Source organism: Sinomicrobium kalidii (genome assembly GCF_021183825.1).
Classification (GTDB): Bacteria; Bacteroidota; Bacteroidia; order Flavobacteriales; family Flavobacteriaceae; genus Sinomicrobium; species Sinomicrobium kalidii.
The window spans coordinates 1,900,076-1,922,301 of sequence record NZ_CP089211.1; the positions used below are offsets into that span (position 1 = coordinate 1,900,076).

The window sequence follows — 22,226 nt, forward strand, 5'->3', positions numbered from 1 at the left end:
GAAGAGTTACTAACAGCTTGGCTTTATTGGATGCTGTATTTCCTTGGATAAGAGGCTATATGACATTCTTCTTTATCAAGTTCCCATTGAAGTGTGTAAACTTCGTCTTGCATCGGGAGCAAACGACAGTTATTTCATAGTCGGTCCCGGCAGCTTCACAGGATTTTTTCCCACACTTAGGGCATCTTACTTCTTCTGTTTTTGTAGCCTTCCCTAAAAAAGGAGGCTGCAAAAATATTACAAGATAAAACAAAATTTGCCGAATTTGATGATCAAAAATAATCATCTCAAAACATAGATATTATGAAAAAGGCAATTCGTTATTTACGGTATAGTCATTTAGGACAGAGTAATAGTTTCATTGAAAGGCAGGAGTTTTATACTGATGAATGGGTAAAGTTTCATAAAGTGGAACTGACTGATACTTTTATCGATCGGGTAAAAGTGCAAGAACATTCGACCGACCGGATTTTAACAAATTACGAACCTTTATCACCAAACATTATAAAAAAGTAGATTATCTTTTGGTAGATCAACTGGATCGGTTTAGCCGGGATGCCGGAGAGGCTTTAAGCCTGGTCAAAACATTGTAACAAAGGTATAAAATTCAGATCGTCAGTATTACTGAAGGTATTACGTTTGACTATGAAACCCCGGGTAGCTTTCTTCCGGGCAGGACTTCAGCTCTTGCTTGCCGAAGACGATAATATTAACCGTAGTATAAAAGTCAAAGGAGGTATATATACCGCTATGGCAAAAGAAGGACGGCATTTATCAAGCGCCCCTCCATATGGATATAGAAAAGAAGGGGAACGCAAAGAACGTGGTCTTGTCGTGGAAGATAGGGAGGCTAAAATCGTTAGGCTTATTTTCGATGCTTGTCTCCAAAAAATCCCCCTGTACAAAATAAGGGAAAAAGCTTGTGAGATAGGTTTTAAAAGAAAAGGGAATATGGCTATACAAAGAATCCTTAAAAACCCTGTTTATGCTGGTTTACTTAAGGTTAAAACTTTTAAAAATTATCCAGGGGGACTATTCCCTGGAGCACATGAACCCATTATTGACAGGGTAACCTGGTATGAGGTACAAACCAAAATAAAAAAGTCGAAGAAAACAAAAATTAAAATTGACGACAATATCCCCTTAAGAGGAATCTTAAAATGCCTTTGCGGAAAACCACCTACCGGTGCCGCTTCAAGAGGTAAATCGGGCAGGTATTATTACTATTACAAGTGCGCCTCACCCGGGCATAATAATATCAGTGCTATAAAAGCACATCAACAATTTCCTGGCATATGTAAACTTATGAGCATCCCTGAAAGGGATAAACAATTAATCCGAAAAAAAAGCAACATTCGTCTTGAATTTGAAATAAAAAAGAATAGGAAAACAGTAGTAACAAAAAAGGAACAATTAGAACAAGTAAAAGAAAAACTCTATGCTGTAGAGGACAAATGGATTAGAAATGAAATTAACAAGGATAGTTATAACAGGTGGTACTCCACGTATAATCAAAGCATCATAGAATTAGAGCATTCCATAAATCACACAAATAATAATCAAAATCAGGCATTTGACCTCTTAAACAAAAACCTTGATCTTCTAACGGAGATGGCTTATGTCTATACTTCGGCAGGTACTTTAAAGAAAAGAGAGTTTGTCAAAACGGTGTTCGATAATAACTTATACTATAAAAATGGCCTTTATCGAACCCCGACTATGCTAAATTTACTTAGCCATAATCACCTAAAAATGAAGCGAAAAGGATTACTTATTTACGAAAAAAAAGCGGAATTTCACAAGGAAATCCCGCTATGTGGAGAAGATGGCTCCACAAATAGCCGAACAGCAAAAAATCATTACAATCATAAATAGATTTATAACTACTGTAAATAAAGAAGTTAACTAAACATTTCATTTTAGAGTATTCTAAAGTTTTTATTTTTGTTCGTTTTTAATGCGCAACCTGTGCGCAATTTTGCTAAATTTGAGTGTTCAAATATTCTATTTATGCCAACACTCACATTTGATTATCGTTCGGTAAAGGGCAAAGCCTATTTACAAGCCCGATTATTATACCACATAGAAGATAATGACAAACGTTATTCTATTTATGCCCCGACTAAAATTCACGTCTCTAAGTCCTTTTGGAGTGAGTACCGCACAGGCAAACAGTTCCGGGATGTAGAAAAATCCAACTTGAAAAAAGACATTGACGGCCAAACCCAAGATTTACGCTTCCATGTACTTAATGAATTTGACAACACCCCTTCCGATACCATAGACAAGGAGTGGTTTACCAAAACAGTATGCGAATACTATAACCCACCTCAACCCAAAGCAACTGAAATAATACCGCACAGCCTATTAGGGTATTGGGATTTCTATATTAATTTAAGGAAACACGAATTAACTACCGCGTCATTAAAGAAATGGAACGTTATAAAACACAAATTAGGGCGATTTCAGAAAGCAGAAGGAAGGATATTTGAAATCAAGGATGTAAACGAGAATTTTACTAAGCTCTTTGTCGAATATTGCAAATCCGAAAATTATTCTCAAAACACCATATCTAAGGAAATAAGGTTTATCAAAACCGTATGCAGACATGCTCGAATGAAAGGCGTTGAGGTTAGTCCTGAAATAGATGCGCTTAAAGTAAAAAACGAAAAAGTAACCAAAATTTACCTGTCGTTTGATGAACTGAAAAAGTTACGAGAACTTGATGACTTGCCGGATTATTTGGACAATGCCCGCGACTGGCTTATAATTAGTTGCTACACCGGGCAGCGGGTTAGTGATTTTATGCGTTTTACTCCCGATATGATACGGGAAGTGAAGAGCGCTGTTTTATTGGACGTAACCCAAGTTAAAACAGGAAAAACAGTATCCATTCCCGTACTGCCCGAGGTAACGGAAATATTAGATAAACGGGATGGTGATTTTCCCCGCCCCATAAGTGACCAGCGTTATAACGAATACATTAAAGAGGTTTGTAAACGGGCAAAAATCAATAAAAAGATAAAAGGGCGGTTAGCAACCAACCTCAACAAGGACAATAAGGGCGAAACTAAGATGCGTAACGTCATTGGGGAATATCCTAAATGGAAACTTGTTACCTCTCATATCGGCAGGCGTTCATTTGCCACCAATTATTACGGCAAAATTTCTACCTCTTATTTAAAGAACATAACCGGGCATGGCACGGAACAGATGTTATTGGCCTATATTGGAAAAAGTAGCAAGGATACTGCCTTAGAAGCCTATGAACTATTATTAAATGCTAAACAATAATGGAAAATTTTAATCTGTTTTTGAATGAGATAAAGCGTTTGGAAATAAACGCAATAGAATACCGGTATTTAGAGGGTGCAGGGTGGGTGAAAGCAAGTGACTATCCGCAATTACCTAAAAATTTAAAAAAATCATTTTGGTGGGAATTAACAGCTATTGACGAAAGAAAATTAAAAGAGCTTCAAAGTAACGCTGTGAACGACATAATGTTACTTAAAACAAAAAAGCTACAAAGATGTTTAAAAAGGTTAGACATAATAAAATCATTTTCTGCTTTTTACGATTTTATTAAAAAGTTCTATGTTAAATTTTTAGAGAACAAATATGACGGGAGAGATGTAACCGATTTTAAATTAGAACTTGAGGGATGTTTTACTGTGAATGTACCTGAAAAAGGAAATTTTGATATTCACTTTTTAGGAGAACTTCAGGATCAAGTATTTTATAAGCACGCCTTATTGGATGGTTTAAAATATCAGATTGAACAACTATTACCTAAACAATCTCAATCCAAAACAAAGAGAACAGGCAAAAAGCATCCCAAATTGACTTATGACCAATTATTTAAAGAACCCAAAAAAGCAGATTTGGCATTAGAACAGTTTAAAAAAACTTTTCCGGGAATACTTTCTGACGATAACAGTTACATAGGAAAAGGCAAAAAAGGTTATTTCCCTTTATTTATTGAGGTATTGGAAAAATTAAGCTACATCAACAAACAATCTGATATAACTCGAAAAAACGCTTTAAATAGCAAAATTAAGAACTTGAATTTATCTAAGGACGCTTCCGAATTTCGTAAACAATACCGCCTAATAACAGACGATAATCGCACAGATTTAAAACTCTCACTCGAACATATTTAAAAATTATTCTTTCCCTTTTTTCCCATTAGGGAAAGCTGGGAAAATAGCCCTTTGCACATTCAATTATTTAGCTCTGAATTTAAAATTTCAGAGTTATGAATGACATTATATTAACTTCTATTGATGCGGATATTCTAATTCACCGTGTAGCCGAACGGACTGTAAAGCTATTGTCCGAAAAGAAATCGGAAAAAGAACCTCATCCCACTACCACTGAAGACCCGCTAAACGATCTCATTGAAAAGAAAGAGATAAGAGGTAAAATAGCCTCATCCTCTACTTTATGGAAATGGGAAAAAGAGGGGAAAATCAGATCTTACGGTATTGGTGGCAAACGCTATTATAAGCGTAGTGAACTTATGGAAGCCTTAACCCTTCTAAAAAAATAACGCCATGAGAAACAATATTCACAATGGCGTTAAAAAGTCTTTTGGGAAAGGACGAACTAAAGATAGGCAAATTCAGGCACAAATGAAAAAGGTGTTTGCAGCCCTTTACAGACAGCCAAAGACAATGTTAATGGTTGCGGACGAAACAGGTATTTTAAGGGCTAATATTTGCCGTTATGTTGCAAGATGGCGTAAAAGTAAGTGTATCGATGTGGTAAAGGTTAGCAAATGCGAAATAACAAGGCATCCGGCTAACTACTATACGACAAATCCACAATTATTCCCGAAGTGCAATCAATCAAATTTATTCGGGGATGGAAGGAATTAAGAACACCTCTGTTTTAGCTGATTTAAGCCGTGAGATTGACCAAGCGGCAACCAAGCCCAGTAAAGAACTATTAAGCGAATTGCAAACTCTTAGAATTGATCCTAAAGAAGAATTGCAGCCCCCGCAGGTGGCTATCGAAATGGATGGGCAAATTTTGGGAACGTTGGGCAACTTTAGTTTGGTAATCGGAAAAGCCAAAAGTCGAAAATCGTTTTTCATATCGATTGCCATTTCAGCAGCGATAAGTAAGGATGTTATTTCGGATAAATTCAAAGGATGTTTACCACCCGGGCATAGCAAAGTTTTGTATTTCGATACCGAGCAAGGTAAATACCACGCACAACTGGCTTTAAAACGCATTTGCAAGCAAGTTGGGATAAACGCGCCTGATAATTTAGAAGTGTATAGGTTGCGTTCTAAAAAGCCAGGTGAACGGCTTGAATTAATAGAAGCAGCAATCGAAAACACGCCCTCCATTGGTTTGATAGTTATTGACGGTATCAAAGACCTTGTTACTTCAATCAATGATGAGGAACAAGCCACTATGATAGCAAGTAATCTACTAAAGTGGACGGAGCAAAAAAACATCCATATTATTACCGTGCTTCACCAAAATAAATCGGACAACAACGCCCGGGGGCATATCGGTACGGAACTTATAAACAAAGCTGAAACCGTCCTATCCGTTACCAAAGCCGAGAGCGACCCGGATATATCAATAGTAGAGCCGCAAATGTGCCGGGGCAAAGAGCCTAATCTGTTCGCATTTGAAATTATAGACGGTCTGCCCGTACCGGCTGAAAATTACGAGATAAGGACGGAAACAAAGAAAAACAAATTTGATGTTTCGGATTTGGAAGATTCTAAGGTTTACGAACTATTAAACGAGGTTTACAGCAAGGGGGGAAGTTTCGGTTATTCTGAATTGGTGCGGCAACTAAAATTAGCTTATAAAAACCAATTCGGGAAAAAGATAGGTGACAATCGAATAAAGGACTTGATAACCTTATGTAAAAATAATAAGTGGGTAATTCAAGAAAAACCTAAAGCACCCTATAAAAAGGGAGATTGTACTGAACCGGAGTTTTAGCACGGTTTAGTTTAAAGCGTAATATACGCTTTTAAACTGTTAAACCGATAACTGTTTAAGGTTTATAAACCAATTTAAACCGTAAATCGATAAGATTTAAAGGTTAGGTTATGCAGGATTTAAAATTTGATAAAAACAGACGAAAGATAAAATATTGTCCTTGCAACAAAGGCAACAAGGACGGCAAATTTGTGCCTTACATTGGTTACCATGATAAAGGGTATTGCCATAGTTGTAACCGTACTTTTTTGCCTGATAATGGAACGATTGTAGAGCCATACACACCACAGCCACAACCGACCACTTACCATGATATAAAGCTGGTTAATGATAGCATGAGCCATTACGATAAAAATAGCTTTGTCCTATTCCTGAACACGATATTCACGGCTGATGAGGTTGCGACTGTTATTAAAAAATATCGTATCGGATCATCAAACCACTATCCGGGAGCAACTGTATTTTGGCAAATAGATAATCACAATAGAGTGCATCATGGGAAAATATTCCAATACGACCCCGGTATGTGCAAAAAACAGAAAATTAACAGCGTTAGGAGTGTGCTAAAGTTGCAGGACTTCAATTTGAAACAATGTTTGTTCGGGCTTCATTTGGTAAATGATAATGTAAAATCGGTTATGGTTGTCGAGAGTGAAAAAACGGCAATCCTTATGAGTATATTTAAACCTGATTGCGTTTGGCTTGCAACGGGCGGACTTAGTGAATTGAAAGCCCAAAAATTAGCCCCTGTAAAGCGTTTAAGCATCATTGCTTGTCCTGATAAGGGAAAGTTTGAGATGTGGCAAAAAAAAGCACAGGAATTAAACAAACAGGGCTATAGGGTTATGGTAAATGACTGGCTGGAAAAACAGGGCTATCCGACCGAAACAGATTTTGCGGATATTTTGATTTCGGAGCTATCGAAACCTGCCGTAGAACCTCAACCCAAACCGGAACCAGTCGAACATCTACAAATTAAAGAACCCATAAAAAATATTGAAAATGACAGAATTGCAGAAATTAGAAGTGAAATTGCAAGGTATGAAAGAGCAGTACGAACTGTGGAAAAGACGTTTAACAAGGCTGCAAAGAGGTGTAAGGTTGAATGGTACGCCCCTAAATGGTACAAGCCAAGTGGAGCAGTCCCTAAAATAAAGGACTTGTTATACTATACAAGTTAAAATTACAGAACTTGAAAAAAGTATTGATTAATCAAGTTTTTTCAAATCATTAATGATTTTTTTTAATTAATTGATCTTTATTAATTGTTTGAATAAATCAAGTTTTTTCAAATTGAATGTTCCCTATAAATTTAGGTTTCAGAATAACGGACAAATCTTAATATAATGCCAAAACAATATACATTTCCAACGCTTTACGATGAGGTTTTACAGTTGAGTATAACCAACCTTAAAGAATGGGGCTATTTAGAACCTCAACAACAAAAAAGAGGTGTATTAACATGGAGCAGGAACGGAAATAAAATCGGAAGTATCTCTATTGTTATAAATATGAATACAGATGTTCCATACATAAGACTGGATTACAAATACGGGGATGAACCTCGGAACTATAAAATAAGGTTGATTTCTTTACCGTCTAATTTGAGAAAGGGGAAAATATGGTATTTTCTTTGTCCTCAAACAAAAAAGTGTTGCCGTAAACTGTATTTAGTAGGTGGTTACTTTTTACACCGTAATGCGTTCAACGGTTGTATGTATGAAACCCAAACGTATAGCAAAAAATGGCGCAATATTGAGCGTGTTTATGGCGCTTATTTTGACCAGGACAAATACTTTTCTGAAATTAACTCAAAACACTTTAAGAAATATTATAATGGTAAACCCACAAAACGTTATTTGAAACTGTTATCTAAAATTAAGCAAATTGAAAATGTAGATCACAGGGAAATCGAACTTTTGATGATTAATTAAACACTTTTTTTAAAGCTCTCAAATTCTTTTACAAGTTCCACAAAGTCCATTTCAAATGCCGGGGTCAAAATCTCACGGCACCAGGCTTATTTCTCTACACTTCATACCAGAAACATTTTTAGAATTATGCCATAATGGGAAAACCACTTCGCATATCTACGGGAAACCGTAATAAAATGTGATAATTGTAATATAAGTTAGCTGAAATATTAAATCAAGTTGACTATTGAAAAATTACGCATTAAAATCAAATAAATCCTTTTCGGGAATTTTTAATGCTTTGGCAATTACTCGGACAGTGGAAATAGTGGTATTAATTTTTCCATGTTCAATATCGAAGATTTGCGAATATTCTATACCTGCATCAAGAGCCAGTTTTTCCATAGAAAAACCTTGCCTTTTCCGGATAAGCCTCAGATTTTTTCCGAATGCCTTTAGATATGCCTCATCACGTATATTATTCACACGTGCAAGTTGGTGTATTAAGAGAAGAAATATTATAGGATACATCCCATAATATTGATATATTAGCAATAACTTTTATAATGAATAATATGTAACATAAAAATCTTGATTATGAAAAAACAATTACTTATTCTCTTTATTATTGCCAATGTTTTCGGGGCATGTAGCGTAAAGTATATTCCTGTAACTATGGAACCTGTTGAAAAAACTTTTGAAATAGATGGGAGCAAGGAAGATTTATACGTTAAGGCAAATAATTGGATGGCAGAGACCTTTGTAAGTTCAAAATCGGTTATCCAATTTGCGGACAAGGAAGCAGGCATTGTAACAGGACGTTACCTTTTTAAGGATTTTGGAGGGGTAAATCTTTATTCGGGTTATAAAGATTTTGGAGAAATATACGCTATTATTAAAATTCAAGTCAAAGACAACGCTTCTAAAATAACGATAGATGCCGAAGATTTTACAGAAGTTCAAAGTTCCCTCAATGAAAGTTATAGGTTTACAAAAGAAAAAGCCATACAAAAAATAAATGACCTTATAACTTCCTATGAAAGTTATTTAAGGAATACTGATAGTTCTTTCTAAAAAATAACATCATAGGCCATGAGAAAAATTATATTAATAGCAGTATTATTATCAAGTGTATCAACTTCGTACAGTCAAAGTAATTTAGGATTTTCTTTAGGGGCTGGCGTTTCTGTTTTTAGTGAAGATGCTAAAAAATCCTCTAATGCGGGAGTGTACGTGTCTTTTTCCATTAGTAAAGTTTATTTTAGTGTAGCAAGTAATTTTGCCAAAGGAAAAGGAGAGGAATTAGATTTTTCTTCAAATGAAACATACAATTCTAATAAAGTTGTTTTAGGGGTAGCAAACTTAGGTTACATAATTGAACTCAATAAATTTAACATAATTCCGGTTTTGGGTTATGGTTGGTCGAGGGAAATTTATGAAGACCCGATAGCATTTGATACTTATTTTTATGGAGATAATGAACCTCACTTCAATGTGGGAGTTAAAGGAAGTTATTTAATAGGTAGAAATGTAGCTATTGCTATTGGTGCAGGAACATTTGAAAATTTATCCGGGGGAGTATCCTATTTATTTTAATTATTTAGATATGAAAAAGTTTATAATTTTAATTTCACTTGTGACGTTTTTTAGTTGTGGCTCATACAACGTAATTGAAGAAAAAGGTAAATTAGAACTCGGTATGACCCCTGAACAAGTTGTAAATGCTTGGGGTAAACCAACTACAATTGTAGAATACGAAACGGCACTTAATGGACATGTAACGGCTTACATGTATATTCAAGTGATGAAATCCACAAGTCAAGTAGTACATTTCAAAGATGGTGTTGTAGTAAACTTCATGTACGAAAAAAACTCGAAGGAAAACAACTGGCGATAGTTGCACCTCGGAGCTATTCTGGGTATTAGCTTAATCACTGGAACTAACTTTTATATTTAAGCTTAGATAATTTGTCTTAAGTATATATTCATAATATTATAGAAATTTTAATATTTATCCATTTGCGGAAAACTGTAAGGGACTATTTATCCATGTTATTAGCTTTGAGTGTTTAATATTTAATAAGACTCCTAAAGTGGACTAAATAACTAAACATTAAAAATTATGGCATTAACAAATTGTAAAGAATGTGGTGGACAAATAAGTAAAAAAGCAGACAAATGCCCTCATTGTGGAGCAAAATTAAAAAGTGGTGGGAGTGGATGCTTATGGGCATTCCTGATAATTGCACTGTTCTTTGTTGGCTACTCTATTTTTACCCCAAGTTCATCATCTACAAGTTCAGATTCTTCAACTTCAATATCTCATCCAAATAATTTTTTGGCCTATAACTATGCAGAAGATGCCGTCAAAAAGAAATTAAAGTCACCTAGTACCGCAAAATTTCCGGGGACAATAGAAAAAAGTAAACATATAAACTATCTTGGAGATGGAGAATATCAAATAAACTCTTGGGTTGATAGTCAAAATAGTTTCGGAGCTATGATTCGTTCTAATTTTTCAGTTGTAATAGTTTTCGATGGCAATAGCGTGAGTTTTAAAAACCTGAAAGTGGAATAGACTAAAAAATTAAAACCTGACATTTAAATAGATGAAATGTTAGACAGAAAACACAGATACTTCCTTCTAATCAAAGAAAAAACAAAAGAAATCTTTTATAATTTTTGTGGAGTATTATAAAGAAACTCTGCGGTTAAAATAGAACTCTATAAATCATTTTAGATATGGGCTTATTTTCCAACAAAAAACTTTCAAGAAACCAAATTACGACTTTAAACAAAATATTGCCAGAGCACCTACAAAAACCTGATTGGACTGAAAGTGATTTTAAAGGGACAAATAGTATTTACAAAAGGATTGAGTTGAAAATAGAAGGATTGGTGTCTTCTGTTACGGCAGATAATAAAAAATTAAAAAAACTAAATGAAGATCTTAATGAGATTCCAATAAAGAATATAAAAGTTTTTAATATTGAGCCATTTGATGCTGAACCATTAGGAATGGTGGACATTGGAATAATAAAAAGGTTTGGCTCCACTACTACTGGTGACCGTTTTGCGAATGGTGCCGTAGGATATGCGTTAGAAGCCGTATTTGATGACGCATGGGCTAAAAATAATGCACAAGAAAACGCTGTAAACGAAGTCAAATATAAATTATTAGAAAAGGCTAAGCATTTTCACCTGGATTGTAATTTATTTTTTAAATACGAAATCGATTTTAGGGAAATCGGCTCTTCGGGAAATGTTTTCATTTACATGCGTGGTACAGCGGCAAAAGGAAAAAACGTCACTATGGATGCCGCTTTGCAAAAGACCAAAACAGAAGTTGCTCAATTTGAAAAAAATATCGAGAAAAAAAAGAATGAGTTAAAATCTTTAGGAGAAGTAAAGAGTAAAATACCACAAAGTCCCAAACAAATAGAAGAATATTTGGGATAGCGTTTAATCAATATTTTAGATATGAGAAAGTTTATATTTTTAATTTCACTTGTAGCGTTTTTGAGTTGCGGTTCAGTTTTAAGTCTTCAAGATAGATTAATATCTGAACATCCTGAATGGACTAAGAAGCAGATTGAATTAATAAAAAGAGGGGAAATTGAGGTAGGAATGACAAAAGATATGGTAAAAGCATCTTGGGGGGAGCCAAGTTATATTAACAAAACTGATTCTGAATATACCGGAAAGGTAACGGCATGGAGTTATTATAGGGTATTTGGAAGCAACATTAAAGCAGTTTCATTTAAAGAGGGAATAGTATCTATGTTCTCCGATAGTCATCCAAATGAATGATCGGTGATATTGAGTTTGAATTTTCATTACCTTTGATATTCACTTCACGTTTACCGTGATTTGAATATTTGAACAACTTAAAAGGAGCTTAAAAACAGGCTCCTTTTTTGCTATCTATAAGATAAGTGCGCAATTTATGCGCAAATTTAGAGCAACAAAAAACGTAATCACTTAAAAATAAAATGATTACGTTTTTAAAAAGTGGAGAAGATGGGACTCGAACCCACGACCTCTTGACTGCCAGTCAAACGCTCTAGCCAGCTGAGCTACATCCCCGTTTTCACCCCGGAAAAAGCTTTCTTTTCGCTTTTTCGGTTTCAGGGGGCAATATTACGCATTTTTTTTGTTACACTGCAAAAAAATAACGGCTTTTTCTTTCATTAAAAAAGGCCGGCTTGTCGGCCGGCCTTCGGGCAAATACAGGTATCGGGACTGTTATTTGTTCATATACTCCTCGATCTCTTCTACTTCGATCGGGATATTTTTCATCAGGTTTACCGGTGCTCCCTGCTCTTGTATAACCAAGTCATCTTCCAGGCGTATCCCCATTTTTTCTCCGGGGATATAGATACCCGGCTCTACCGTAAATACCATATCGGCCTGCATGGGGGTTTTCAGTGCACCGTAATCGTGCGTATCCAGGCCTATGTGGTGTGAGGTGCCGTGCATAAAATATTTTTTATAAGCCGGCCAGTCCGGGTCTTCATTTTGCACATCGGCCTTGTCCAACAGACCGAGGCCCAGCAATTCCGAAGTCATGATCTTCCCCACCTCCTTGTGATATTCAGCCCACAGGGTACCCGGAACAAGCATTTTGGTGGCTTCGTTCTTCACCCGGAGAACGGCATTATACACCTCTTTCTGCCTCGGGGTAAAGCGGCCGTTTACCGGTATGGTACGGGTCATATCGCTGGAGTAATTGGCATACTCGGCCCCTGCGTCCATCAGCAGCATATCCCCGTCTTTGCACTGCTGGTTGTTTTCGATATAATGAAGCACACAGGCGTTAAAGCCGGAACCGACGATCGGAGTATAGGAGAATCCTCTCGACCTGTTTCGCAAAAATTCGTGCATGTACTCCGCTTCGATCTCGTATTCCCAAACACCAGGTTTTACAAAACCGAGCACACGTTTAAAGCCTTTTTCGGTAATCGTACAGGCCCGCTGCAACAATGTTATTTCCTGGGGTTCCTTCACCCCTCTTATCTTTTGAAGTATGGGATTGCTCCTTTCCCATTTGTGCGCGGGGAATTTTTCCTTGCACCATTCTATAAACCGGGCCTCCCTGGTCTGCGTTTCCACAGCCTGCCGGTAATGTTCATTGGTGTTAAAATAAACGGTTTCGGCCTCGGTCATAACATCAAAAAACACCTTGTCAAAATCCTTTAGCCAATACACCGTTTTTATACCGCTCACTTCAAAAGCCTTTTCTTTGGTGAGTTTGGCGCCTTCCCAGATGGCAATATGTTCGTTGGTTTCCCTTACGAACAGGATCTCCCTGTGTTTGGGGTCTATCGCATCCGGGAAAAGTACGAGGATACTCTCCTCCTGATCTACTCCACTCAGGTAAAAAAGGTCCCTCGATTGCTGAAAGGGCAAGGTACTGTCGGCCCCAACGGGATAAATATCATTACTGTTAAAGACCGCTATACTCTTCGGTTTCATCCTGGCAGTAAACTTGGCGCGGTTCTTTATAAACAGGTTGCTGTCGATAGGATCGTATCTCATAATTCAGGTGATTTTTTTTGAAAATTATACGGAATTATCGCCGCGAAACAAAAGTATGAATTTGCGTGCGAATCGTATGTTTTTATTCGTCTAAAGTTTAATCTGTAACAAACGCGGGAGACCAAAACTCCTGTCCGTCTTTTCGTTATTATTCCGTGCAAAAACCATCGTTCTGTTACAGAACCCGGCCTCTTCTTTAAACTCATTCTAAATTCTCTTTAAAACAAGAGGCAAAGTTTGTCCAAAACCTTCTTCCGCAGTATTTTTGTCAGGTTAAAAAACCACAAAATCGATGAGCGGATTCATAAAGTCTTCCATTGCAAGAAAAGTCGCTATGGCGCTTTCTGCCATTTTTTTACTATTGTTCCTTCTGCAGCATTTTCTCATTAATTTCACCTCGGTGCTCAGCGCTGATCTTTTTAACGAACTTTCCCATTTTATGGGAACCAACGTTTTAGTACAATTCCTGTTGCAGCCCGTACTCATCTTTGGGGTTATATTCCATTTCGTCATGGGTTTTATTCTCGAAGTAAAGAACAAGAGTGCGAGGAACGTTAAATACGTACAATACAAAGGCAACGCCAATTCTTCATGGATGTCCAGGAACATGATATACAGCGGTATAGTGATCCTGGCTTTTCTCGGGCTTCACTTTTATGATTTCTGGTTCCCGGAGATTGCCCATAAATACATTCATGCCCTGCCGGAAGATCCCAACAGGTATTTCGGAGAACTCGTAGTGAAGTTCCACGACCCGGTAAGGGTAGCCCTGTACTGCCTCGCATTCGTTTTCCTGGCCCTGCACCTGTTGCACGGGTTCAGTTCTTCGTTCCAGTCCGTAGGCTTTAACAACAAGTACACTCCCGCTGTCAAAAACATTGGAAAAGCGTATGCAATACTGATCCCCCTTGGTTTCATATTCATCGCTATTTTCCACTATTTCAATTCACTATAATTTGCAATTATGGCTACTTTAGATTCCAAAGCACCACAAGGCTCCTTAGCAGACAAGTGGACCAATCATAAAAATAACATACGGCTGGTCAACCCCGCCAATAAGCGTAAGATTGATGTTATCGTCGTGGGAACCGGTCTTGCCGGAGGATCGGCCGCGGCTACGCTGGCTGAATTGGGATATAACGTAAAAGCTTTTTGTTACCAGGATTCTCCCCGTCGTGCACACTCCATCGCAGCACAGGGAGGGATTAATGCAGCCAAGAATTACCAGGGCGACGGCGATTCCGTCTACCGCCTTTTCTACGATACCATCAAAGGTGGGGACTACCGTTCCCGCGAAGCCAACGTATATCGGCTCGCAGAGGTTTCCGCCAATATCATAGACCAGTGTGTCGCTCAGGGTGTTCCCTTTGCACGGGATTACGGCGGACTCCTGGACAACCGTTCTTTCGGAGGGGTGCTTGTATCCCGGACTTTCTATGCCAAAGGACAGACCGGACAGCAACTGCTCCTGGGCGCATATTCTGCCATGAACCGCCAGATCGCCAAGGGTAAGATAGCCATGTACAACCGTCATGAAATGCTGGACGTTGTTCTGGTAGACGGTAAGGCCAGAGGAATTATTGCCAGGAACCTGATCACCGGTGAGATCGAGAGACATTCGGCACATGCTGTTGTTATCGCCTCCGGAGGATACGGCAATGTTTTTTTCCTCTCCACCAATGCAATGGGATCGAATGCCACTGCGGCATGGAAAATACACAAGCGGGGGGCCTATTTTGCCAACCCTTGTTACACACAGATCCACCCCACCTGCATCCCCGTTCACGGTGAGCAGCAGTCCAAACTCACCCTGATGTCGGAATCCCTGCGTAATGACGGCCGCATCTGGGTACCCAAAAAACTGGAAGATGCACAAGCCGTACGCGAAGGAAAACTGAAACCTACCGATATACCGGAAGAAGACAGGGACTATTACCTGGAAAGACGCTATCCGTCTTTCGGGAACCTCGTGCCCCGGGACGTGGCCTCAAGGGCAGCCAAAGAACGTTGCGATGCCGGTTACGGTATTATGAATAACAGCACCAAGGAAGGGGTTTTCCTCGACTTTGCCTCGGCTATTGAAAGATACGGAAACGAACAGGCACACATTCAGGGCATTCACAACCCTTCCAAGGAAAAAATAACGGCATTGGGAGAAGAGGTCATCGCTTCCAAATACGGGAACCTCTTTGACATGTACCAACAGATCACAGACGATAATCCCTATAAAACCCCCATGAAAATATACCCGGCCGTACACTATACCATGGGAGGTATCTGGGTAGATTACAACCTGATGACCACCGTTCCCGGCCTGTACTCCATAGGAGAAGCCAATTTCTCCGACCACGGAGCAAACCGTCTCGGGGCTTCAGCACTTATGCAAGGACTGGCAGACGGGTATTTTGTACTCCCGTATACTATCGGTGACTACCTGGCGGACGATATCCGTACGGGGCCCATACCCACCGATACGCCGGAATTTGATGAAGCCGAAAAAAATGTAACCGAAGGCATTCAGCGCCTTATCAATAACAAAGGAAAACATTCCGTAGATTATTTCCACAAAAAGCTGGGCCACATTATGTGGAACAAAGTGGGAATGGCCAGAAATGCCCGGGGACTGACCGAAGCCATTAAAGAGATCGCCGAACTGCGCGAACAGTTCTGGAAAGAAGTAAACATACCGGGAACTGCGGATGAGTTCAACCAGGAACTCGAAAAAGCAGGTCGCGTGGCAGATTTCCTGGAACTGGGCGAACTGTTTGCCCGCGACGCCCTCGAAAGGAACGAATCCTGCGGAGGCCATTACAGGGAAGAATACCAGACCGAAGAAGGAGAAGCAAGACGCGACGACGAAAACTACACCTACGTAGCAGCCTGGGAATATACAGGAAAGCCCTCAGAGGCCATCCTGCATAAGGAAGACCTTAAATTTGAGAACGTGGAACTGAAAACCCGTTCCTATAAATAATAATATAATTGTAAAGACGCATGGCCGTGTGTCTCAACGGGGAAAACGGCCGCGCGTCTCAGCATCTGAGACCTCCGGTCTCAAAACAGTATAACGCATAACGACATAACAAATGAATCTCACACTAAAAATATGGCGCCAGAAGAACGCAAACGTTAAAGGCGGCATGGAAACATACAAGGTAGAGAACATTTCACCGGACAGCTCTTTTCTGGAAATGCTGGACATCCTTAATGACCAGCTGATAAACGAAGGAAAAGAACCCGTAGCCTTTGACCATGATTGTCGTGAAGGGATTTGTGGCATGTGTTCGCTCCAGATCAACGGGGAACCTCATGGTCCCGGCAGGGGCATTACTACCTGCCAGTTGCACATGCGTAAATTCAGGGACGGAGACACCATCTATATAGAACCTTTCCGCGCCAAAGCATTCCCGGTGATCAAAGACCTGGTTGTAGATCGAACCGCTTTTGACAGGATACAACATGCGGGAGGGTATATTTCTGTAAACACTTCGGGAAATACCCAGGATGCCAATGCCATTCCTGTTGAAAAGGAGAAAGCAGACAAGGCTTTTGACGCTGCTACCTGTATCGGTTGCGGAGCTTGTGTGGCCGCTTGCAAAAATGCCAGCGCCATGCTGTTCACCTCAGCAAAGGTATCACAATTCGCCCTGCTTCCCCAGGGACGTATAGAAGCTACGGAACGCGTTCAAAACATGGTAAAACAGATGGACCTGGAAGGTTTCGGGAACTGTACCAATACCGGTGCATGTGAAATAGAATGCCCGAAAGGGATTTCTCTGGAAAACATTGCCAGGATGAACCGCGAATACCTGAAGGCCAGCGTAAAATAATCCGTAAGGAAAATTATAATTTTCACAGACAATAAATATAACCGGGATAGGCATTGACGCCTGTCCCGTTTTTTGTTTCGGGCTGCCTTATTTTCCGGACAACAATACGCTTACCGCATTCCCGCCGAATCCCACGGCATTCACCAGTATCTTTTCAAGTTTCTGCGGTGTTTTTTGTTTCAATCCGAAAGGTACCGGGATAAATTCCTGATTTCGCAGCATCAGCACAGCCAGTTCCAGACTAAGCATGCCCGAAGCACCGAAACTGTGCCCAATTTTCCATTTGTTCGTAGTGAGTGCAGGCATGCGATCGCCAAATACCTTCCGTATTGCATTGTATTCAGATAAATCGCCTTTAATGGTCCCCGGCGCGTGCATGACGATAGCATCCACCTCTTCCGGTGATACGGTGTCAAGGGCCATTTTCATCGACTTCTGAAAACAATCGGCTTCGGTGGAAATGGAAATATTGTGTTGCAACACTTCTGTTGCATACCCTATACCCTCAACATAAGCCAGGGCATTGTCTTTTTTTCCTTCTTCCAGACAGGCGACCCCGGCCCCTTCACCCAACACCATCGTATTGCTTTTTTTCTCCATATCCAGCGCCCTGCACGGATACCCTTCGGCAGCTTCCCTGGCATATACTTTCAGGGCCTTCATCTGTGCTATGGTAAAGGGGGTTAAGGGTGCTTCGCTGCCTCCGGTAAGAAACTTGTCGGCCATTCCCGCCCTTATCCAGGCAATGCCGTTGAGCAAAGCGTGTAAAGCAGTGGAACAGGTAATGGAGTGCGATATCTGCGGGCCGTCGGTTTGCAGGTCGTGCCCCACCCAGGAAGAAATATTTCCGAGTGTCGTTGTGGGCGAAGCCAGTGTGCCTGTCTTCCCGCTTTCCAGGAAGTCCCGATGGTACTTTTCAAAAAGGCCCGTCGCCCCCCTGGAAGAGCCAATATTGATCCCGAAAGAGGTCCCTTTTCCCCAGCCAGCCTGTTCGACTGCATCTCTCGAAGCACAAAGGGCATACAGCACGGAATTATCCAGACTTTTATACTTTATGTCTGATTCCCGGAGTAAAGCCACTTTCTTTACTTCCACGGGAGACAGTCCGGACACAAATGCTCTGGTTGTCCCGAATTCCCTTTCCGCAATACAGCTTTCGGAATTCAGGTAGTTTCCCCATACTGAAGCGGAATTGATTCCAAGCGGGGAAACGGATGATATTGCCGTAATGGAAACAGGTTTTTGCACAGCTTTTTGCCTCCAAAGGTAAGCATTTATTTTCCCCGGCCAGGGAAGTAACAGGACAATATGGATTCCAGCTCTTCCTTCCCTTTGTGTATGTTTTTTATCTTTTTCAGTGTTTCTTCCGGAAGTATTTCACGCAACGGCTGGTCCACTTCAAGGATATGGTTGAACGCTTCGGCAATTAACCTGTCCCACTTCCCGTGATATTTCAGAAGATCGTCGGGATACACAACCTGCCTTTTCGTGCCTTCATGAACAGCGCGAAAGGGTCTGGATATATTCAGGTATCCGTAGTCGTCTGTCAATTGTTCGCCCGGGTAGATGTCCCTTATGGCAATTTCAAAGTCATAGGGCGTAGTAAGACAGTTACTTTTAAAACTGTGGTTCACATATTTCCCGTGGTCCCAGCAAAGGACATGGTCGCCCTTGTTATTCCGGAAGGTATAAATATCGAGAATGTCTTTGTAAAAATCGCCCATTTTTTCGATCTGAGCGGAAGTGAGCACAATGTCCAGTTCGTCCTGGACCCAGGTAATCGTCCCTTTGGGAATGAGTTGTGTAGCCACAACGCCGTAACCCATTTCACCGGAAATGAATTGCAGCTCGGTATGCGGATGGATCATCTATGTTATGAAAATCATATTACGAATGTAGCACATTTTTTCATTCGTTTTTACCCTCCTGCTTTAAAATTTCCAAGGTCACTTTTCATCTTGTTTCCCGCTGACTCGCCCCTTCGTATGACTTATTTCCCGTCCAGAAAATCCCGGATAAGGTCTGCCATAAGATGCGGGTGTTCCTCCAGTACAAAATGCCCGCCATCCAGCAGGTGCAACTGCGCTTTTTCCAGGTCTTTCAAATAAGCTTTTGCCCCCGCTGCAATAAAAATACTGTCATTTTTTCCCCAGAGTATGAGCGCAGGAGGTTGTTGTTTCCTGAAATAGGCCTGCCACTCCGGGTATTTCTTAAAATTGGAAGGATAATTCGCCATGAGCTGTCTCTGTATTTCCTTCCGGCCTTCCTGTTCCACAAAAATGTGATCCAGCAGGTAGGCGTCGGGGCTTATCCTCGAAGTATCGGGAACACCATTCAGGTATTGCTGCCTGATACCCTCATAAGAGATCATCCTGTCAATGGCGGCATTCAGCTTTATTTTGTCCCCGGAATACTGAACAGCATTCAGTTCCAGCACTCCCCTTCCGAACCCTTCCGTATAGGCATTGGCATTCTGAATAATGAACGAAGCAAATAATTCCGGTCGCCTTACCGCTATCCTGAAACCGACAGGGCCGCCGTAATCCTGCATATACAGGTTGATGGAGGTTAAACCGAGTTTATCGGTAAAACGTTCCATGATTTCAGACAGTTGTTCAAAAGTATAGGCAAACGTATCCGGTGACGGGCTGTCACTTCGCCCGAAGCCGGGATAATCGGGTGCAACGACATGGTATTTGTCCGCAAGCAAGGGGATCAGGTGGCGAAACATATGTGATGAAGTCGGGAAACCGTGAAGCAGAAGAACGGACGGAGCCCCGGGATTCCCGGCCTCCCGGTAAAAAATATGCACTCCGTCTACCTCCACAGTCCTGTAAAAGGTGTGTACATGTGCTTTTGAATTTTGTTTTGTTTTCATATCATAACATTTTATTGATTTTAAACGAATTATTATTGTACCATTTGGTACATAAATGAATAAAAAAAAATCAGTCAAGTACCCTGAGTTGCCATTCAATCAACGCCCTTAACCGTTTTGAATCCGGGTACATCTTTCGTGTTACATTAAGTCCGTTCCATATGGTCACGAGATATCCGGCCAGGACTTTCGGATCAGCTTCCGGCTTTAACTTTCCCTCTTTCCGGGCCTCCTGCAACACCTCAAAAAGCACCTGCTCAAATTCCTTCAGCAACCGTGCCGCGCGCAAGGCCAGTCCCTGCTCCAGCGTGTACAACTCGGTTACCGTATTGGCCAGCAGGCAGCCCATTTCGTGTTCGTCGCTATCACTTTCGGCAATTTTCAGGAAGAGCGACCGTATTTCGCCTATTTTATCCGGGCTTTTCGCCAGGTCTTCCCTGAGTTGCTTCATCCTCATATCACTGAATTCCTTCATGGCTTTTTCAAAAAGCTCTTTCTTTCCACCGGGAAACGCGTGGTAAAAACTCCCCTTCCCGATACCCATCACCTGTAATAATTCCTCCGTAGAAGCTCCCTCATAACCAATGGCACGGAAAAGACCTATGGTCTTCCGTACCGCTTCTTGTTCATCATATATTTTTCGTCTTCCTCTCATTTGTGTACCAATTAGTACAAATATACGACAATTTATTTCTCTCCTAACATTCCGGGTTTATTTTCTGTTGAATTACAAAAGCTAAGCTGCCCGGGAAAGTGCCCGGACAACGTCCTTACACCACCTCGTTCAATGCCTTTTCTATGGTATCGTAAACGGTTTTTAGCTGTGCATCCGAAATCACATAAGGAGCGAGAATGTAAACCGTGCTGCCCAGGGGGCGCAAAAACACCCCGTTATCCATAAAAAAACCGAAAAGCTTATCCCTCAGGTTCCCGTAGCGTTCCATTTGCACATTGAGGTCCATCGCATAAATAACTCCGAGCTGCCTGGTGGACGCCACCTTGGGATGATTACGTATCTTTTCATCAAATTCCCGGTGCGATGCCGTCACTCTTTCTATATGCTGCTGCATTTCTTCAGACCGCAGCAGTTCGATACCCGCCAGGGCAACGGAACAGGCAACGGGATTCGCCGAATACGTATGCCCGTGAAACAACCCCTTGGATATGTCATCGCTGTAAAAGGCATCGTACACCTTTTGGGTACAACTGGTAATGGCCATGGGTAACATCCCCGCGGTCAATGCTTTTGACATACTGATGATATCCGGCTTGTTCGCCATATATTCCGAAGCAAAATTCCTGCCCGTTTTCCCGAAGCCCGTCATTACCTCGTCTGCAATAGTGATGACATCATTGTCCTTACAAATGCCGATCAGTGCGTTCAACCCTTCCGCATCGAACATCTTCATTGCCGCCGCACCCTGTACCAGCGGTTCATAGATAAACCCGGCCACATTGCCCTTGCCTACAATTTCCAGGAGCCTGTTTTTCACTTCCCCGTTATTATCCCCTTTCGGTACCGGAATCCGCTCCACCGTAAGGAAAAATTCTTCAAACGGGCCATTGTAAACCGACAATCCCGAAACCGACATCGCTCCGAAGGTATCTCCATGAAACCCTTCTTCAAAAGCGACCAGGATATTTCTTTTCTTTCCGCGGTTAAAATGATACTGCAACGCCATTTTTATGGCAACATCAGATGCAGTCGATCCGTTGTCAGAAAAAAACAGTTTTTGCTGGTTCCCGGGCAATATTCCCATCAGGGCTTCAGACAGTTCCACGGCCGCATCATGCGTAAAACCGCTGAACACCACCTGGTCCAGCCGCTGCATCCGTGCATGGGCTTTCCGTACAATATAATCGTTGCAATGGCCATACATGCAGGTATACCAGGAAGCAATACCGTCTATATATTCCTTTCCGTCTTCGTCATACAACACTGCGCCCTTTGCCCGGGTAATGGCTATGGTGTCGGGATGTAACTTGTGTTGTGTCAGGGGGTGCCAAAGATGTTTTTTGTCACGTTCCGAAATATTTTTCATGGGGAGCCGTTATTTATTATATCTTGCAAAGATGAGAATTGTAGCTAAACCTGACTAA

Annotated in this window: 26 protein-coding genes and 1 tRNA gene; 19 read left to right on the top strand and 8 right to left on the bottom strand. The window is 40.8% G+C overall.

Features of this window, described 5'->3' with window-relative positions; translation table 11 throughout:
* Window positions 1-303 precede the first annotated feature (303 nt).
* The 10 genes from LS482_RS07480 (at window position 304) to LS482_RS07520 (ending at window position 7,901) form a co-directional block, all read left to right on the top strand.
* The gene (locus LS482_RS07480; protein ID WP_233031153.1) at window positions 304-516 is read left to right on the top strand and encodes a hypothetical protein; all 213 of its coding nucleotides are present in this window, start codon (window positions 304-306) and stop codon (window positions 514-516) included.
* On the top strand, window positions 492-593 hold the full coding sequence (locus LS482_RS21760) for a hypothetical protein (protein ID WP_367890603.1): 102 nt from the start codon (window positions 492-494) through the stop codon (window positions 591-593). The genes LS482_RS07480 and LS482_RS21760 overlap by 25 nt, the downstream gene beginning before the upstream one ends.
* Before the next feature lie 52 nt (window positions 594-645).
* Window positions 646-1,875: a recombinase family protein gene (locus tag LS482_RS07485; RefSeq protein WP_233031154.1), complete on the top strand. Its 1,230-nt coding sequence runs from the start codon at window positions 646-648 to the stop codon at window positions 1,873-1,875.
* Window positions 1,876-2,010: 135 nt separating this feature from the next.
* On the top strand, window positions 2,011-3,294 hold the full coding sequence (locus tag LS482_RS07490; protein ID WP_233031155.1) for a site-specific integrase: 1,284 nt from the start codon (window positions 2,011-2,013) through the stop codon (window positions 3,292-3,294).
* Entirely contained in the window at window positions 3,294-4,160 is an 867-nt protein-coding gene (locus tag LS482_RS07495) for a hypothetical protein (protein ID WP_233031156.1), read from the top strand. The genes LS482_RS07490 and LS482_RS07495 overlap by 1 nt, the downstream gene beginning before the upstream one ends.
* A gap of 95 nt (window positions 4,161-4,255) precedes the next feature.
* Window positions 4,256-4,549, top strand: coding sequence for a helix-turn-helix domain-containing protein (locus tag LS482_RS07500; RefSeq protein ID WP_233031157.1), 294 nt, complete (start codon window positions 4,256-4,258; stop codon window positions 4,547-4,549).
* 4 nt (window positions 4,550-4,553) lie between these two features.
* Entirely contained in the window at window positions 4,554-4,877 is a 324-nt protein-coding gene (locus LS482_RS07505; RefSeq protein ID WP_233031158.1) for an RNA dependent RNA polymerase, read from the top strand.
* Window positions 4,864-5,967: an AAA family ATPase gene (locus LS482_RS07510; RefSeq protein WP_233031159.1), complete on the top strand. Its 1,104-nt coding sequence runs from the start codon at window positions 4,864-4,866 to the stop codon at window positions 5,965-5,967. The genes LS482_RS07505 and LS482_RS07510 overlap by 14 nt, the downstream gene beginning before the upstream one ends.
* Window positions 5,968-6,077: 110 nt before the next feature.
* On the top strand, window positions 6,078-7,148 hold the full coding sequence (locus tag LS482_RS07515) for a DUF6371 domain-containing protein (RefSeq protein ID WP_233031160.1): 1,071 nt from the start codon (window positions 6,078-6,080) through the stop codon (window positions 7,146-7,148).
* 165 nt (window positions 7,149-7,313) lie between these two features.
* On the top strand, window positions 7,314-7,901 hold the full coding sequence (locus tag LS482_RS07520; protein WP_233031161.1) for a hypothetical protein: 588 nt from the start codon (window positions 7,314-7,316) through the stop codon (window positions 7,899-7,901).
* A 234-nt stretch (window positions 7,902-8,135) separates the two neighbouring features.
* Here LS482_RS07520 and LS482_RS07525 read toward each other — a convergent pair whose 3' ends face one another.
* Complete coding sequence (locus LS482_RS07525) at window positions 8,136-8,366, bottom strand: helix-turn-helix domain-containing protein (RefSeq protein ID WP_233031162.1); 231 nt, start codon at window positions 8,364-8,366, stop codon at window positions 8,136-8,138.
* Window positions 8,367-8,477: 111 nt separating this feature from the next.
* Between LS482_RS07525 and LS482_RS07530 the strand changes: the two genes are divergently transcribed.
* The 6 genes from LS482_RS07530 (at window position 8,478) to LS482_RS07555 (ending at window position 11,690) form a co-directional block, all read left to right on the top strand.
* Window positions 8,478-8,954 carry a DUF4468 domain-containing protein gene (locus tag LS482_RS07530; RefSeq protein ID WP_233031163.1) on the top strand — a complete coding sequence of 159 codons (477 nt, stop codon included), beginning with the start codon at window positions 8,478-8,480 and terminating at the stop codon, window positions 8,952-8,954.
* Window positions 8,955-8,972: 18 nt separating this feature from the next.
* Window positions 8,973-9,476 carry a hypothetical protein gene (locus tag LS482_RS07535; protein WP_233031164.1) on the top strand — a complete coding sequence of 168 codons (504 nt, stop codon included), beginning with the start codon at window positions 8,973-8,975 and terminating at the stop codon, window positions 9,474-9,476.
* Between the two features lie 10 nt (window positions 9,477-9,486).
* The gene (locus tag LS482_RS07540; RefSeq protein WP_233031165.1) at window positions 9,487-9,777 is read left to right on the top strand and encodes a hypothetical protein; all 291 of its coding nucleotides are present in this window, start codon (window positions 9,487-9,489) and stop codon (window positions 9,775-9,777) included.
* 225 nt (window positions 9,778-10,002) lie between these two features.
* Complete coding sequence (locus tag LS482_RS07545) at window positions 10,003-10,458, top strand: hypothetical protein (protein ID WP_233031166.1); 456 nt, start codon at window positions 10,003-10,005, stop codon at window positions 10,456-10,458.
* A 164-nt stretch (window positions 10,459-10,622) separates the two neighbouring features.
* Entirely contained in the window at window positions 10,623-11,339 is a 717-nt protein-coding gene (locus LS482_RS07550; RefSeq protein ID WP_233031167.1) for a hypothetical protein, read from the top strand.
* A 21-nt stretch (window positions 11,340-11,360) separates the two neighbouring features.
* Window positions 11,361-11,690 (top strand): hypothetical protein, encoded by a 330-nt coding sequence (locus LS482_RS07555; RefSeq protein WP_233031168.1) that lies wholly within the window; start codon window positions 11,361-11,363, stop codon window positions 11,688-11,690.
* Between the two features lie 202 nt (window positions 11,691-11,892).
* Here the strand turns inward: LS482_RS07555 and LS482_RS07560 are convergent.
* A tRNA-Ala gene (locus tag LS482_RS07560) sits at window positions 11,893-11,966 on the bottom strand.
* A 159-nt stretch (window positions 11,967-12,125) separates the two neighbouring features.
* Complete coding sequence (locus LS482_RS07565; RefSeq protein WP_233031169.1) at window positions 12,126-13,418, bottom strand: aminopeptidase P family protein; 1,293 nt, start codon at window positions 13,416-13,418, stop codon at window positions 12,126-12,128.
* 292 nt (window positions 13,419-13,710) lie between these two features.
* On the opposite strand from LS482_RS07565, the gene LS482_RS07570 reads away from it, so the two are divergent.
* From LS482_RS07570 to LS482_RS07580, 3 genes are all read left to right on the top strand, one after another.
* The gene (locus tag LS482_RS07570) at window positions 13,711-14,373 is read left to right on the top strand and encodes a succinate dehydrogenase cytochrome b subunit (protein WP_233031170.1); all 663 of its coding nucleotides are present in this window, start codon (window positions 13,711-13,713) and stop codon (window positions 14,371-14,373) included.
* A gap of 9 nt (window positions 14,374-14,382) precedes the next feature.
* Window positions 14,383-16,392, top strand: a complete 2,010-nt coding sequence (locus LS482_RS07575; protein WP_233031171.1) for a fumarate reductase/succinate dehydrogenase flavoprotein subunit — start codon at window positions 14,383-14,385, stop codon at window positions 16,390-16,392.
* Between the two features lie 112 nt (window positions 16,393-16,504).
* Window positions 16,505-17,248: a succinate dehydrogenase/fumarate reductase iron-sulfur subunit gene (locus LS482_RS07580; protein WP_233031172.1), complete on the top strand. Its 744-nt coding sequence runs from the start codon at window positions 16,505-16,507 to the stop codon at window positions 17,246-17,248.
* A gap of 87 nt (window positions 17,249-17,335) precedes the next feature.
* Here LS482_RS07580 and LS482_RS07585 read toward each other — a convergent pair whose 3' ends face one another.
* The 5 genes from LS482_RS07585 to bioA all read right to left on the bottom strand — a co-directional run bounded on the left by LS482_RS07585 (window position 17,336) and on the right by bioA (window position 22,168).
* The gene (locus LS482_RS07585; protein WP_233031173.1) at window positions 17,336-18,496 is read right to left on the bottom strand and encodes a beta-ketoacyl synthase N-terminal-like domain-containing protein; all 1,161 of its coding nucleotides are present in this window, start codon (window positions 18,494-18,496) and stop codon (window positions 17,336-17,338) included.
* A 26-nt stretch (window positions 18,497-18,522) separates the two neighbouring features.
* Window positions 18,523-19,116, bottom strand: a complete 594-nt coding sequence (locus tag LS482_RS07590; RefSeq protein WP_233031174.1) for an SET domain-containing protein — start codon at window positions 19,114-19,116, stop codon at window positions 18,523-18,525.
* A 122-nt stretch (window positions 19,117-19,238) separates the two neighbouring features.
* Window positions 19,239-20,126 (bottom strand): alpha/beta fold hydrolase, encoded by an 888-nt coding sequence (locus tag LS482_RS07595; protein ID WP_233031175.1) that lies wholly within the window; start codon window positions 20,124-20,126, stop codon window positions 19,239-19,241.
* A gap of 70 nt (window positions 20,127-20,196) precedes the next feature.
* Window positions 20,197-20,781: a TetR/AcrR family transcriptional regulator gene (locus LS482_RS07600; RefSeq protein ID WP_233031176.1), complete on the bottom strand. Its 585-nt coding sequence runs from the start codon at window positions 20,779-20,781 to the stop codon at window positions 20,197-20,199.
* A gap of 115 nt (window positions 20,782-20,896) precedes the next feature.
* Window positions 20,897-22,168 (bottom strand): adenosylmethionine--8-amino-7-oxononanoate transaminase, encoded by a 1,272-nt coding sequence (gene bioA / locus LS482_RS07605; protein WP_233031177.1) that lies wholly within the window; start codon window positions 22,166-22,168, stop codon window positions 20,897-20,899.
* Window positions 22,169-22,226 lie beyond the last annotated feature (58 nt).

Coding starts and splice junctions, on each gene's coding strand:
- LS482_RS07535 (WP_233031164.1), top strand. CDS start 8,973: ATGAGAAAAATTATATTAATAGCAGTATTATTATCAAGTGTATCAACT.
- LS482_RS07520 (WP_233031161.1), top strand. CDS start 7,314: ATGCCAAAACAATATACATTTCCAACGCTTTACGATGAGGTTTTACAG.
- LS482_RS07485 (WP_233031154.1), top strand. CDS start 646: ATGAAACCCCGGGTAGCTTTCTTCCGGGCAGGACTTCAGCTCTTGCTT.
- LS482_RS07550 (WP_233031167.1), top strand. CDS start 10,623: ATGGGCTTATTTTCCAACAAAAAACTTTCAAGAAACCAAATTACGACT.
- LS482_RS07580 (WP_233031172.1), top strand. CDS start 16,505: ATGAATCTCACACTAAAAATATGGCGCCAGAAGAACGCAAACGTTAAA.
- LS482_RS07575 (WP_233031171.1), top strand. CDS start 14,383: ATGGCTACTTTAGATTCCAAAGCACCACAAGGCTCCTTAGCAGACAAG.
- LS482_RS07590 (WP_233031174.1), bottom strand. CDS start 19,116: ATGATCCATCCGCATACCGAGCTGCAATTCATTTCCGGTGAAATGGGT.
- LS482_RS07555 (WP_233031168.1), top strand. CDS start 11,361: ATGAGAAAGTTTATATTTTTAATTTCACTTGTAGCGTTTTTGAGTTGC.
- LS482_RS07480 (WP_233031153.1), top strand. CDS start 304: ATGAAAAAGGCAATTCGTTATTTACGGTATAGTCATTTAGGACAGAGT.
- LS482_RS07495 (WP_233031156.1), top strand. CDS start 3,294: ATGGAAAATTTTAATCTGTTTTTGAATGAGATAAAGCGTTTGGAAATA.
- LS482_RS07565 (WP_233031169.1), bottom strand. CDS start 13,418: ATGAGATACGATCCTATCGACAGCAACCTGTTTATAAAGAACCGCGCC.
- LS482_RS07500 (WP_233031157.1), top strand. CDS start 4,256: ATGAATGACATTATATTAACTTCTATTGATGCGGATATTCTAATTCAC.
- LS482_RS07510 (WP_233031159.1), top strand. CDS start 4,864: ATGGAAGGAATTAAGAACACCTCTGTTTTAGCTGATTTAAGCCGTGAG.
- bioA (WP_233031177.1), bottom strand. CDS start 22,168: ATGAAAAATATTTCGGAACGTGACAAAAAACATCTTTGGCACCCCCTG.
- LS482_RS07530 (WP_233031163.1), top strand. CDS start 8,478: ATGAAAAAACAATTACTTATTCTCTTTATTATTGCCAATGTTTTCGGG.
- LS482_RS07505 (WP_233031158.1), top strand. CDS start 4,554: ATGAGAAACAATATTCACAATGGCGTTAAAAAGTCTTTTGGGAAAGGA.
- LS482_RS07600 (WP_233031176.1), bottom strand. CDS start 20,781: ATGAGAGGAAGACGAAAAATATATGATGAACAAGAAGCGGTACGGAAG.
- LS482_RS07545 (WP_233031166.1), top strand. CDS start 10,003: ATGGCATTAACAAATTGTAAAGAATGTGGTGGACAAATAAGTAAAAAA.
- LS482_RS07515 (WP_233031160.1), top strand. CDS start 6,078: ATGCAGGATTTAAAATTTGATAAAAACAGACGAAAGATAAAATATTGT.
- LS482_RS07540 (WP_233031165.1), top strand. CDS start 9,487: ATGAAAAAGTTTATAATTTTAATTTCACTTGTGACGTTTTTTAGTTGT.
- LS482_RS07490 (WP_233031155.1), top strand. CDS start 2,011: ATGCCAACACTCACATTTGATTATCGTTCGGTAAAGGGCAAAGCCTAT.
- LS482_RS07595 (WP_233031175.1), bottom strand. CDS start 20,126: ATGAAAACAAAACAAAATTCAAAAGCACATGTACACACCTTTTACAGG.
- LS482_RS07570 (WP_233031170.1), top strand. CDS start 13,711: ATGAGCGGATTCATAAAGTCTTCCATTGCAAGAAAAGTCGCTATGGCG.